This window comes from Allobosea lupini (assembly GCF_900109525.1).
GTDB lineage: Bacteria > Pseudomonadota > Alphaproteobacteria > Rhizobiales > Beijerinckiaceae > Allobosea > Allobosea lupini.
The window spans coordinates 193,461-206,300 of sequence record NZ_FOAN01000007.1 but is presented as its reverse complement, the minus strand read 5'-3'; the positions used below and the strand labels follow the sequence as shown (position 1 = coordinate 206,300).

Genomic DNA, 12,840 nt, shown 5'->3' with positions numbered 1-12,840 from the left:
GCCTGCCAGCGTCCAGTCGCAGTTGATCAGGGCCAATCGCCAAGCTGCTCCCGCGCACTGTGCAGGAAGCCGCGTACGGCCGGATCCTCGGCCAGGCCGATGGCGCGGCCATAGGCCTCTCGCGCGGCCGCAGCCGCGCCCGTGCGCGCCAGCAGGTGAGCCTTCAGCGCCCAATAGGGTTGGTAGCCGGCAGTCTGCGCTTCAGGCAGTTCGGCCAGGATTGCCAGCCCGCGCTCCGGCCCGAACGCTTCGGCGAAGGCGGCTGCGCGCCCGGTCGAGGCTCCCAGCGTCGGCGCGAGCCGCACCAGGCCCTCATAGAGCTGCGCCAGGATAGGCCAGTTGACCCGGCCGGTGCGGGCCCGGCCGGCATGGACCGACTGGATGGCCGCCTCCAGCTGGAACGAGCCCAGATGCCCTAGGCGCGAGGCGGCGGCGAGTTCGCGCTCGGCCTCGGCGATCAGCTCCGCCGACCACAGGGTCGTATCCTGGTCGGACAGCGCCACGAATGAGCCCGCGGGGTCGCGCCTTGCCGCCTGGCGGGCCTCGCAATGCAGGATGAGCGCGAGCAGCCCGCGCGCTTCCGGCTCCGCGGGCAGTAGCGCCGCGACCAGCCGCGCCAGGAAGATCGCCTCGCCGGTCAGACCCTGACGCTTGCGATCGGCGCCGGCAACATCCTCCCAGCCGCTGCCATAGGCGGCGTAGATCGCCTGCAGCACGCAATGCAGCCGCTCCGGCAGCTCCGCCTGCTCCGGTACGGCGAAGGCGAGCCCGGCCTCGCGGATCCTCGCCTTCGCGCGGACGAGGCGCTGGCCGAGCGCAGCCGGAGAGGTCAGGAAGGCGGCGGCGATGCGCGCGGCGTCGAGCCCGAGCACGGCCTGCAGCATCAGCGCCGGCCGCACCGAAGCGTCGATCGCCGGATGGGCGCAGACGAACAGCAGTTTGAGCCGCTCGTCTGGAAAGACGCCGCTGTCGCCCTCGTCGTCCCGCCCTGCAACAAGTGCCAATGTCGGTATGGCGTCGGCGCGCGCCCGGCGGCGGCGCGCTGCGTCGATCAGCGCATTGCGGGCGCTGGTCAACAGCCACGCTTCCGGCCGCGCCGGCACGCCGGCCTCGGGCCAGCTTTCCAGCGCGGCACGGAAGGCTTCGGCCAGCGCATCCTCTGCCGCAGAGAGATCGCGCCATTGCCGCGCCAGCGTCGCCAGCAGGCGGCCATAGCTGGCACGGGCGGCGAACTCCGCCGCCGCCCTTGCCGCGAGCAACTCGCCCGGCTGCGCCATCGTCGGCCGGGCGCTCAGGCCGCAGCGGGGGGAGGCAGGACAGGTCTTACCTCGACCGATCCATAGGCGGCCGCCGGACTGCGGGCAGCCCAGTCGAGTGCGACGTCGAGATCGGGCACTTCGACGACGAAATACCCGCCCAGCTGCTCCTTGGTATCGGGGTAAGGCCCGTCCTGGATCTGGCGCCGGCCGTCGCGGACCTTGACGACGGTGCTGCTCCGCGGCGGCTGCAGGCCCGCCCCGCTGACCACGATGCCCGCCTGATTGAGCGCGCCGATATACGCCGTCCAGGCGCCCCAATACGCGGGGGCCCTGGCAGGGTCGTCGCGCATGTCGAACTCGGCCTCTCCTTCGCGGAACATCAGCATGTATTGCATCGCGCTCTCCTGTGGCTCATGGCCGTCGAGGACGAAGGAGCGATTTCCTTCGCCGCCGCCTCGACGCCGGAGCAAGGCCGATTTCGACAGGCGTCAAAAATAAATCAGCCGGAGCGACCTTCGCGAGCGGCGCGCGCCTTGCGTGCCAGCTCCTCGAACTCCGCCCGCATCTCCTCGAGCTTGTCCTCGTCGAGCTCTTCGAGATCGAGCAGCTCCTCGCGCGCCCCTTCGATCTTGTCGATCAGCTCGTCGAGCTTGATCTGCATCGCCGCCGTGTCGCGGTTCTGGCTGTTCTGGATGATGAACACCATCAGGAAGGTGACGATCGTCGTCGAGGTGTTGATCACCAGCTGCCAGGTGTCGTTGAAGCCGAACAACGGCCCCGATAGCGCCCAAACGACGATGATCGCCAACGCGGCGAAGAACGTCTGCGGCTTGCCGGCCCAATGCGCCGTCGCCTGGGACAGGCGGGTGAAGACGGAGCGGCTGTTCCCCGCCGCGATCTTGTTGGCCATGGCTGCCTCCGGATGCGCCCGCACCGATCAACCCCGATCGCGTGCAGGCGTTCCCGAAGGACGAGATCGCTGGCTCAGTAGACGACGACCGAGCGGATCGACTTGCCCTCGTGCATCAGGTCGAAGCCGTGGTTGATCTCGTCGAGCGAGAGCTTGTGGGTGATCAGATCGTCGATGTTGATCTTCCCCTCCATGTACCAGTCGACGATCTTCGGCACGTCGGTGCGTCCCCGCGCCCCGCCGAAGGCAGTGCCCTTCCAGACCCGGCCGGTGACCAGCTGGAACGGCCGGGTGGCGATCTCCTTGCCGGCCTCGGCGACGCCGATGATGATCGACTCGCCCCAGCCGCGATGGCAGCACTCCAGCGCCTGGCGCATCACATTGGTGTTGCCGGTGGCGTCGAAGGAGAAATCGGCGCCGCCGCCCGTCAGGTCGACGATCGCCTGCACCACCTTGTCGTTGCCGATCTCGGCCGGGTTGATGAAGTCGGTCATGCCGAATTTTTCGGCCATGGCGCGCTTGGCCGGATTGATGTCGACGCCGATGATCTTGTCGGCGCCGACCATGCGGGCGCCCTGGATCACGTTGAGGCCGATGCCGCCGAGGCCGAAGACGACGACATTCGCGCCCGGCCAGACCTTGGCGGTGTAGATCACCGCGCCGATGCCGGTCGTCACGCCGCAGCCGATATAGCAGATCTTGTCGAAGGGCGCGTCCTCGCGGACTTTGGCGAGCGCGATCTCGGGCAGGACGGTGAAGTTCGCGAAGGTCGAGCAGCCCATATAATGGAAGACCTCGCCGCCATCGCAGGAGAAGCGCGAGGTGCCGTCCGGCATCAGCCCCTGCCCCTGCGTGGCGCGGATCGAGGTGCAGAGATTGGTCCGGCGCGACAGGCAGGACTTACAGCTGCGGCATTCCGGGGTGTAGAGCGGGATGACGTGGTCGCCCGGCTTCAGCGTCGTCACGCCGGCGCCGACCTCGCGCACGATGCCGGCGCCCTCATGGCCGAGGATCGCCGGGAACTTGCCCTCGGAATCCAGGCCCGACAGCGTATAGGCATCGGTATGGCAGATGCCGGTCGCCATCACCTCGACCAGCACCTCGCCAGCCTTCGGTCCGCCGATCTCGATGGTCTCGATCGTCAGCGGCTTGCCGGCCTCCCAGGCCACGGCGGCACGTGTCTTCATCTCAGCACCCTCCTTCAGAGCATTGCCCGCGCCTATTTCAGATAGGTTCGCAGCATCTGTATGATTCCGTCGAGTTCGGCTTCGGGCTCGAAACCGGTCCCTTCCTCGCCTTGGCGTCCGTATCCCAGCGCAAGACTGAAGGTCTCGCGCAGGTGGCTTTCCAGAACCTCGGCCATCAATCCGTTGGCCGCCCCGCGCAAGGCGGCGATCTGCTGCAGCAGCGCGCTGCAATCCGTGCCCGCCTCGACCGCGCGCTCGAGCGCCTCCGCCTGGCCCTTGATGCGGCGCAGGCGGGCGACGGCCCGCTTCTTGTCTTCAGGACTATGCGGCATGGCGCTTCATGCCCTACGACCATGATACTCCACGGGAGTATATCGATCGCCGGCACGGCGGCAAACGAAAAAGCCGCGCGAGCATGGCTCGCGCGGCTTCTTTTCAGCTGTCGGACTGGTCAGTACTTGCGGACGACCGGAGCCGGCGCGTAGGCGACCGGGCGCTCGACAGGGCCGCAGCAATCGGGCTCGCCGAAGTTCCAGCGCATGCCGATCTTGATGTCGTGGCTGTCGATGTCCTTGATCTTGAGCGGCCCCTGCACCTGCCCGCCATAGGCGTTGACGAGGCGGCCCGACTGGGCGTCGCCGAGATTGAGGTAGCGATAGCCGACTTCGAGGGTCAGGTTCTTGTTCACCTCGTAGCCGACACCGGCCATCAGCGCCCAGGCGACGCCACTCTTGGTGCCCGCATTGGCGGTGCCGAGCGTGCTGTAGCCGGGGCCCCAGCCGCCAGGGGTCAAGGTGCTCATGACGCCCTGGTCGGTAACGCCGTGGATGCGGTTGCTCGCATAACCGATACCGGCGCCGATATAGGGCGTCAGGCAGTTCCAGGTGCCGAGGTCGACATAGGCGTTGAACAGGGCGACCATCGAGCTGATGCTGCCCTTGTAGGTGTTGTGCAGGAGTGTACCGCCACCCAGGTCGACCTGGTCGGTCGCACCGAAGCTGCCGCCGCCGCGATACTCGAAGGTGCCGTCGACGCGGAACCAGTTGTTGAAGCGATAGCCGATACCGACGCCGCCGAAGAATGAGGTCGAGCGATCCTCCTTGGCAGGCCAGGTCCCGTTCGCCTGGCGAACGTCTTCCTGCTCGTACTTGCCGAAATTGGTGACGCCGACGCCGATGTCGCCGCGCAGATAGATGCCCGACGAGATCGTGCCGCGCAGCTCCGGCGGCGGCGGAGGTACCGGCTGGGCCATCGGAAAATCTGCGGCACTGGCGATGGCGGACGCGCTCACGGCCATGGCGCCAGCAAGCGCGAGAGATTTCAGGCTGCCCATGGCGGGACCCCTCGAATGTGCGCGCCGCCGAACTCAGGAGCGCGCGAGTTACCGATGGGGAAACCTTGCCACGGATTTCTTAAATGAGACTTAACCCTAAAAACTAACCCTATCACTCCGTAAACGGGAGCACTGCTCCTGAGAGATCAGCTTCGGTGAAGGCATTCATGGGGTCGAACGAAAGACCTTGCCAAGACGGCTCTCTGCCATCCGGGCCGTTGTGAAACGGAGGACCGGAATCCATCGCAGGGCTCGGCGCCCTCCGATAAATTCAGCGCTGCGAACCGTCGGCGCTCGTCCAGGCGACGACGCCAGGCCCGCGGGATCCGCTCAGGCGGCCGCCTTCGTCACCGCCTCGACCACTTCGTCGACCGCTCGCAGTACGAGATCGCGATCGTCTCCCTCGGCCATGACGCGGATCACCGGCTCGGTGCCGGAGGGACGGATCACCAGCCGCCCGCTTTCGCCGAGCAGCTGCTCGGCCGCCTTGATCGCGTTGACGACCGGCTTCTCCTCCAGCGGACGGCCCTGCCTGTAGCGGACGTTCTTGAGGATCTGCGGCAACGGCTCGAAGCAATGGCAGACTTCGGAGACCGGTTTCTCCTGGCGCTTGACCACGGCGAGCAGCTGCAGCGCCGCGACCAGCCCGTCGCCGGTCGTGCCATAGTCGGAGAGGATGATGTGACCGGACTGCTCGCCACCGAGATTGAAGCCGTTGGCCCGCATGTGCTCGAGCACATAGCGATCGCCCACCGCGGTACGCGCCATCGACAGGCCGAGGCCCGCCAGATAGCGCTCCAGGCCGAGATTGGACATCACGGTGGAAACGATCCCGGGCGCCGAGAGCCGGCCGTCCTCCTGCCAGCTGCGTGCGATCACGCCCATCAGCTGGTCGCCATCGACGATCTGGCCCTGCTCGTCGACGATCAGGACGCGATCGGCGTCGCCGTCGAGCGCGATGCCGAGGTCGGCACGCAACTCCCGCACCTTCTGGCTGAGCGCCGTCGGCTTGGTCGAGCCGACATCCTTGTTGATGTTGAACCCGTCGGGCTCGTCGCCGATGGTGATGACCTCGGCGCCGAGCTCCCAGAGCGCCTCGGGCGCAACCTTGTAGGCAGCGCCATTGGCGCAGTCGAGCACGATGCGCAGGCCGTCCAGGCCAAGATTGCGCGGCAAAGTGCGCTTGGCGAACTCGATATAGCGGGCATGGGCACTCTCGACGCGCTTGGCCCGGCCGAGCATCGCCGAAGACGACAGCTGCTTGCCGAGATCGGAATCGATCAGCTGGGTGATCTCCGCCTCGACCTCGTCGCTGAGCTTGTAGCCGTCCGGCCCGAACAGCTTGATGCCGTTGTCCTCGTAGGGGTTGTGCGAGGCCGAGATCATCACGCCGAGATCGGCCCGCATCGAGCGGGTCAGCATCGCCACCGCCGGCGTCGGCATCGGGCCCAGCAGCAGCACATCCATCCCGACGGACGTGAAGCCGGCGACCAGCGCGTTCTCGATCATGTAGCCCGAGAGCCGCGTATCCTTGCCGATCACCACGCGATGGCGGTGGTCGCCGCGGCGGAAGGCGATGCCTGTGGCCTGCCCGACCCGCAGCGCCAGATCGGGCGTGATCACGCCGTTGGCGCGTCCGCGAATGCCATCGGTGCCGAAGTATTTGCGTGTCATGAGGTCAGTCCTCGGAGCCTTGCCCGGCTCGTTGCTTTTGCAGCTCATACAGGCTCTTTGCCTGCTCAGCTTCTCACAAATTGTGTCGGACCGTATCCGCTAGGGCATTTTCGAGCGAAGTGGACACCGGTCCGCGTAAAAAATGCGATAAAACAAGGATGTGGGGCACCGGATCTTCGCAGCATGGCTGACGAGGACCAGCATGACAAAGGGCGGCCCGAAGGCCGCCCTTTGATCGTTCGAGGTCTGGTCGCGCCATCAGGCCAGCGGCTGCGGCTCCAGCCCGGCATCGGGCTCGTCGCGCTTGCGGCCCTTGCCGGCGCTCGGCACTGCCGAGCCACGCGGCGCGTGCGGCGTGTCGGCGTCGTCGCGCGAGGGGCGCTTGCCCGCGATCAGGTCGCGGATCTCGTCGCCGGTCAGCGTCTCGAACTCGAGCAGCGCCTCGGCCACCGCGACGAACTGGTCGTGGTGTTCGGTCAGGATCGCCTGGGCGTCGAGATAGCCCTGATGGACCAGCTTGCGCACCTCGGAATCGATCTTTTGCGCGGTCGCCTCAGACAGGCTCTGCGTACGGCCCATCGACATGCCGAGGAAGACCTCTTCCTGATTGTCGCCATAGGCGACCATGCCGAGTTCCTTGGAATAGCCCATCTGGGTGACCATGGCCTTGGCCATCTTGGTCGCCTGCTGAATGTCGCCTGTCGCGCCCGAGGTGACGTTCTCCATGCCGAACGTCATCTCTTCGGCGACGCGCCCGCCCATGGCGACCGCGAGCTGCGAGGTGAACTCCTTGAACTTCATCGAGTAGCGGTCGCCCTCGGGCAGGAACTTGACCATGCCGAGCGCACGGCCACGCGGAATGATCGTCGCTTTGTGCACCGGGATGCCGGCGGGAACATAGAGGCCGACGATGGCATGACCGGCCTCGTGATAAGCGGTCAGCTTCTTCTCCTCCTCGGACATCGCCATCGATTTGCGCTCGGCGCCCATCATGACCTTGTCCTTGGCGTCCTCGAATTCGGCATGGGTGACCATGCGCTTGCCGCGACGGGCGGCGAGTAGGGCGCCCTCGTTGACGAGGTTCATCAGGTCGGCGCCGGAGAAGCCGGGTGTGCCGCGGGCCAGCACCTTGAGATCGACGTCCGGAGCGAGCGGGACCTTGCGCACATGCACGCGCAGGATCTTCTCGCGGCCGGCGACATCAGGGTTCGGCACGACGATCTGGCGATCGAAGCGGCCGGGGCGCAGCAGCGCCGGGTCGAGCACGTCCGGACGGTTGGTCGCGGCGATGATGATCACGCCCTCGTTCGGCTCGAAGCCGTCCATCTCGACCAAGAGCTGGTTCAGCGTCTGCTCGCGCTCGTCATTGCCGCCGCCGAGGCCGGCGCCGCGATGGCGGCCGACCGCGTCGATCTCGTCGATAAAGATGATGCAGGGCGCGTTCTTCTTGGCCTGCTCGAACATGTCGCGCACGCGGCTGGCGCCGACGCCGACGAACATCTCGACGAAGTCCGAACCCGAAATGGTGAAGAACGGCACATTGGCCTCGCCGGCGACGGCGCGCGCGGTCAAGGTCTTGCCGGTGCCGGGAGGGCCGACCAGCAGCACGCCGCGCGGAATCCGGCCGCCCAGGCGCTGGAACTTCTGCGGATCGCGCAGGAACTCGACGATCTCCTGCAGGTCTTCCTTGGCTTCGTCGATACCGGCGACATCCTCGAAGGTGACGCGGCCATGCGCCTCGGTCAGGAGCTTGGCCTTCGACTTGCCGAAGCCCATCGCCCGGCCAGCACCGTTCTGCATCTGGCGGGACATGAAGATCCACAGGCCGATGAAGATCACGAAGGGCAGCGAATTGACCAGCAGCGCCATGAACCAGGGCGTGCCCTCGGACGGGGCGCGGGCCGAGACCTGCACACCCTTCTGCGCCAGCGTCCGAACGAGCTGCGGGTCGTTGTAAGGCGCATAAGCAACGAAGTTGCGGCCGTCCGTGAACGTGCCGGTGATCTCGGGCCCGGCCACCACGACATTGGCGATACGGCCGGCCTCGGACTCGTTGATCAGCTGGCTGAACGGGATTTCATTGGTGCTGGCACGCTGGCTCGGGCTCTGGAACAAGGTGACCAGCGCCAGGACCAGCAGGAAGATCACCACCCAGAGGGCGAAATTGCGGAAGTTCGGATTCATTACGGTTCCGATCCGCTCGCCGGCGGGATTGCCGCGCGAGCCTGTGGTTTTCGCTGCCTAATCTAGGGCCGCCATGCCCCCTTGCCAAGGGAAGCCTGACCCTTCTTAGGGTTATACCGTCGCAGGGTGAACGCCTCGGCGCCTCTCGCCCTCGCGCATCAGCGTCAAAACGCCATCGCCGGCCAGCGACAGACGAAAGCCGCCGAGCGTGCGCTGCAGCGCCCTGCCCGCGCGCGCCGCGGCGATCAGCGCCTTCGCGCAATCCTCCAGCCGCGCCAGACGCGGCGGTACCCCGGCCTGCGCCTCGCCGTCCTGCGCCGCGGCGAGCGCGAGCCCCAGGCTCCTGATCACGATCTCCTCGGGCTCCCCGCAGAGCCGCGCGAAATCGAACCAGCGCCGACCGTTCTCATCCCCGGCCGGCACGCTCGCCAGGGCATGCGCCGCCAATCTGTCGAGCGACTCGTCGGCCCGCGCCAGCCGATGCGCAAGCTGGCCGAGCCGCTGGGCAGTCAGCCCTTCATGGGCCAAGGCCGGCAATAGTGCGCGCCAGCGGATGCGGGCAAAGCGCGGATCGTCATTGGACGGATCGCGGATGAAGGCGAGCCCTCGCGCCTCGCAGGTTGCGATCAGCCGGGATTTCGCGATCCCGAGCAGCGGCCTCGCCAGCACGGCCCCGTTCACAGCGCTGCGCGGCGCCATCCCGGCCAGGCCGGCGAGACCGGACCCCGCCGCCATGCGCATCAGCAGGGTCTCGGCCTGGTCGTCAGCGGTGTGCGCGGTGACGATCGTGGTGGCGCCTGGCACCCTCGCCTCTTCCGCCAGCAGGGCATAGCGCGCCGCGCGCGCCTTCTCCTGCACTCCGGCCTGCGGCTTCGGGCCCTGCCAGCGCCGCGTACGATGCTCGACGCCAAGCTTCGCGCACAGCTCGCCAACCATCATCGCTTCCTGCGCCGCCTCGGGGCGCAGGCCGTGATCGATGGTGACAACCAGGAGCCGCGGACGGCCCCGCCCGGTCCAATCGGCCAGAAGCGCGAGGAGAGCGATGGAATCAGGCCCGCCGGACACCGCGACGACAAGCGTGTCGTCGTGGGCGAGCGGGCGGAACAGGACATCGGCTTCAGCCGCCGTCAGCGGCTCGGACTCGGCAGGACCTGCGGGCGCCGCGGTCAAGCGCAGCGGGCGCGCTGCCGCTCGCGCTCGACCCCCTGGCGCACCGCATTCGAGGCGGCGGGATAATCGACGCCGACCTTGGCGAAGGTGGCGCAGGCCTGGTCACGCGCACCGAGCCCGTTCAGAGACATGCCGAGCTTGAGCAGGCTGTCGGCGCCCTTGCCGGCCTTCGGAAAATCGCGCGAGATCTTCAGGAACTGCTCGGCCGCCTCGCGATAGCGCCGGCGCTGGTAGTAGCTCTCGCCGAGCCAGAAGGTGGCGTCGGCCGCCAGACGATCGCGCGGATAGCTTTGCAGGAACTCGCGGAAGCTCATCTCGGCGCGCTCGTATTCCTTGCGCAGGACATGGGCGTAGGCGACGTCGTAGAGCTCGCGCGGGCTGGCCGCCTGTCCCGTCGCGGCGACGCTGGTGCCTTGCGCTGCCGCGGGCGGCAGCGCCCCTCCCGGAACCGGGCGCCCGACGCTGGAGAGGTCCATCGGCCCCTGCCCCTGGTCACCGGCGAACTCCTCGTCGATGATCTGGCCGAGTTGGCGCGGCCCGCCAGCGGCTCCCGGCTGGGCGGCGGGATCGAAGGCATCGCCGCGGCGCTCGCGGCCGGGCGCCGGCTGGGGGGCTGCCGGACGGGGCCCCTGCGGCGCGGGCGCCGCTGCGGCGCCGCCACGCTGCCCGCCGCGCTCGGAGAAGCGGAAGTCGACATCTTCCTGCATCTTGCGCAGCTGTTCGGTCAGGCGCCGGTTCTCGAACTGCAACTGCTCGATCTGGCCGGAAAGCTGGCGCAGCTGGTTCTCGAGCCTGCTCGTGCGGACCACGAGATCGGCCGCGTCCTGCGCGGCGGCAGGCTGGGCCAAGCCGATCGCCAGCAGCGAGAAACCGGCAAGCATGGCATGCCGCAGCGGGAACCGCTTCCGGCTCGGAATCGAAATCGTCGCAAAGCTCATGTCAGGCAAACCGCATCGCCCCGGGGACTGTTCTCATCAGACGCGAATACCGCGGCCAAAATATGGAAAAGCCGGCGCTTTCCTTGCGGTAAGCGCCGGCCAGGTCAAGCTTTTATCGAGCTGTCCGGTTCAGACGCCGCCGGCGCCGTCGAGCACCGTCACGGCGCGGCGGTTCTGCGACCAGCAGGAGATGTCGTTGCAGACGGCGACCGGCCGCTCCTTACCGTAGGAGATGGTGCGGATGCGGTTGCTGGGGATGCCGCGCGAGGCGAGATAGTCCCGGACCGTCTGGGCGCGACGGGCGCCGAGCGAATAGTTGTACTCGCGAGTGCCGCGCTCGTCGGCATGGCCTTCGATGGTGAAGGTGTAGCGCGGATAGCGCTGCAGCCAGCCCGACTGCTTGTCGAGGGTCGCGACCGCGGTCGGGGTCAGATCGGTCGAGTCGGTCTCGAAGAAGACGCGATCGCCGACGTTGACGACGAAGTCCTGGGCGCTGCCAGGCGTGGCGGCACCGCCGGCTCCGAAGCCATCGGCGGCGTTCTGGTCCTTGGCGCAGGCGCCGAGGGCGAGCGCTCCGATCAGGGCGGCGGCGATGCGCACGGTGCGGGCGCTGGCTGCAAAGGAGGCGAGCATGTCAATTCTCTCCGAATTTCGGGCGCGGAGCGCGCCGGGCGGCGTCACGCGTTATCCCAATCAATGATGTGTCAACCTAAACGAGACCTTGCCAGAACAAGGCGAAGTGGCGGCATTGCGGCGTATGGTTAACCAAATATGGCTGGATGCCGACGGTTCGACGATGTTGCATTCCTGCACCATCTCAGAAGGCGCTAGCGCGCCGCCGTCAGCAGCGGCGACCAGGTCGGATCGGAGGCAAAGGACGGCGTCGGCACCGGCACCTCGACCCGGCCGGTGATGTCGACCATGTACAGCTTGCCGCCGGATTGTCCGCCCGGATCCCGGAAGAACATGATGTACTGGCCGTTCGGAGCCCAGTTCGGCGCCTCGTTGTGGAAGCTCTCGGTCAGGATGCGCTCCCCCGAGCCGTCCGGCTTCATCACGCCGATCCCGAAGGTGCCGCCGCCCTGGCGGGTGAAGGCGATCAGGTCGCCGCGCGGCGACCAGGACGGCTGCGAATAGGAGCCTTGGCCGAAGGAGATGCGCTTGCCCTCGCCGCCACCGGCGCCCATCACGTAAAGCTGCTGCGAGCCGCCGCGGTCGCTCTCGAAGACGATCTGCGATCCATCCGGCGCATAGGACGGCGACGTGTCGATCGCAGAGGTCGAGGTCAGCCGCTGCGTGGTGCGCGAGCCGATATCGATCGCATAGAGATTGGCGTTGCCGCCCTGCTGCAGGCTGAGCGCGATGCGCGCGCCATTCGGCGAGAAGCGCGGGCTCGTGGTCATGTCGGGGAAGTTGCCGACCACCTGGCGCTGGCCGGTCTCGATGTTGAGGACATGGACGCGCGGCTGCTCGCCGGTGCGCTGCGCCATATAGGTCACTTCCTGCGCCACCGGCGAGTAGCGCGGCGTCACCACCGAGGTCGCGCCATCGGTCAGGTAGCGCACATTGGCGCCGTCCTGATCCATGATGGCGAGGCGCTTGCGCCTGGCCTCCTTCGAGCCGGATTCGTCGACGAAGACCACACGGGTGTCAAAGAAGCCGCCGACGCCGGTGATCTTGGTGAAGACCGCGTCCGAGATGATGTGACCGACGCGGCGGGAATTGTTCGGGTCGGTGAAGTATTGCTGGCCGTCGATCTGCTGGCCGGCGACGACGTCCCAGAGCCGGAACTCGGCCTTGAGCCGGCCGCCGTCGCGCGAGACCCGGCCGATCACCAGCGCCTGCACGCCGGCCGCCTTCCACGCTTCGAACTGCGGCGCCGCATCGAAGGGCGGGTTCTTCTCGGGATGCCGCGCCTTCTCGATCGGCACGAAATAGCCGCAGCGCTTCAGGTTGTTGGCGATGATGCCGGAAACCAGCCCTCCGCCTTCGCCGGCAAAATCGGCGACCGCGATCGGCATCGGCTGGAAGGTGCCCTTGCGCAGGTCGATCACCAGTTCGGCCAGCGCGGGCGTGGGGAGCAAAGCCGGCAAGGCCAGCCCCGTGCCGGCCAGCGCGAGCGCATGGCGGCGGGTCAACCCGGGAGCCTGCAGATTGGTGGAATGATCAATGCGGTCCATGGCGG

Annotated in this window: 12 protein-coding genes; all 12 read right to left on the bottom strand. The window is 67.5% G+C overall.

The window, feature by feature from the left end; all coding sequences use genetic code 11:
- Positions 1-26: 26 nt before the first annotated feature.
- The 12 genes from BMZ21_RS21335 to tolB all read right to left on the bottom strand — a co-directional run bounded on the left by BMZ21_RS21335 (position 27) and on the right by tolB (position 12,835).
- Entirely contained in the window at positions 27-1,277 is a 1,251-nt protein-coding gene (locus BMZ21_RS21335) for an RNA polymerase sigma factor (protein WP_091839050.1), read from the bottom strand.
- A gap of 14 nt (positions 1,278-1,291) precedes the next feature.
- The gene (locus BMZ21_RS21330; RefSeq protein WP_091839446.1) at positions 1,292-1,654 is read right to left on the bottom strand and encodes a YciI family protein; all 363 of its coding nucleotides are present in this window, start codon (positions 1,652-1,654) and stop codon (positions 1,292-1,294) included.
- A 104-nt stretch (positions 1,655-1,758) separates the two neighbouring features.
- Positions 1,759-2,169, bottom strand: a complete 411-nt coding sequence (locus BMZ21_RS21325) for a low affinity iron permease family protein (RefSeq protein WP_091839047.1) — start codon at positions 2,167-2,169, stop codon at positions 1,759-1,761.
- 74 nt (positions 2,170-2,243) lie between these two features.
- Entirely contained in the window at positions 2,244-3,356 is a 1,113-nt protein-coding gene (locus BMZ21_RS21320; RefSeq protein WP_091839044.1) for an S-(hydroxymethyl)glutathione dehydrogenase/class III alcohol dehydrogenase, read from the bottom strand.
- Between the two features lie 32 nt (positions 3,357-3,388).
- A complete protein-coding gene (locus BMZ21_RS21315) occupies positions 3,389-3,688 on the bottom strand; it encodes a metal/formaldehyde-sensitive transcriptional repressor (RefSeq protein WP_091839040.1) in 300 nt (99 codons plus the stop codon).
- Positions 3,689-3,807: 119 nt separating this feature from the next.
- The gene (locus BMZ21_RS21310) at positions 3,808-4,647 is read right to left on the bottom strand and encodes an outer membrane protein (RefSeq protein WP_425285462.1); all 840 of its coding nucleotides are present in this window, start codon (positions 4,645-4,647) and stop codon (positions 3,808-3,810) included.
- Between the two features lie 372 nt (positions 4,648-5,019).
- Complete coding sequence (gene glmM / locus BMZ21_RS21305; RefSeq protein ID WP_091839443.1) at positions 5,020-6,363, bottom strand: phosphoglucosamine mutase; 1,344 nt, start codon at positions 6,361-6,363, stop codon at positions 5,020-5,022.
- Between the two features lie 258 nt (positions 6,364-6,621).
- Positions 6,622-8,547, bottom strand: coding sequence for an ATP-dependent zinc metalloprotease FtsH (ftsH, locus tag BMZ21_RS21300; RefSeq protein ID WP_091839033.1), 1,926 nt, complete (start codon positions 8,545-8,547; stop codon positions 6,622-6,624).
- A 111-nt stretch (positions 8,548-8,658) separates the two neighbouring features.
- Positions 8,659-9,717: a tRNA lysidine(34) synthetase TilS gene (gene tilS / locus BMZ21_RS21295; protein WP_091839030.1), complete on the bottom strand. Its 1,059-nt coding sequence runs from the start codon at positions 9,715-9,717 to the stop codon at positions 8,659-8,661.
- Complete coding sequence (gene ybgF / locus BMZ21_RS21290) at positions 9,714-10,598, bottom strand: tol-pal system protein YbgF (protein ID WP_091839440.1); 885 nt, start codon at positions 10,596-10,598, stop codon at positions 9,714-9,716. Before ybgF ends, tilS begins: the two co-directional genes overlap by 4 nt.
- 186 nt (positions 10,599-10,784) lie before the next feature.
- Positions 10,785-11,288, bottom strand: coding sequence for a peptidoglycan-associated lipoprotein Pal (gene pal, locus BMZ21_RS21285; protein WP_091839027.1), 504 nt, complete (start codon positions 11,286-11,288; stop codon positions 10,785-10,787).
- A gap of 194 nt (positions 11,289-11,482) precedes the next feature.
- Complete coding sequence (gene tolB / locus BMZ21_RS21280; protein ID WP_091839023.1) at positions 11,483-12,835, bottom strand: Tol-Pal system beta propeller repeat protein TolB; 1,353 nt, start codon at positions 12,833-12,835, stop codon at positions 11,483-11,485.
- Positions 12,836-12,840: the final 5 nt, after the last annotated feature.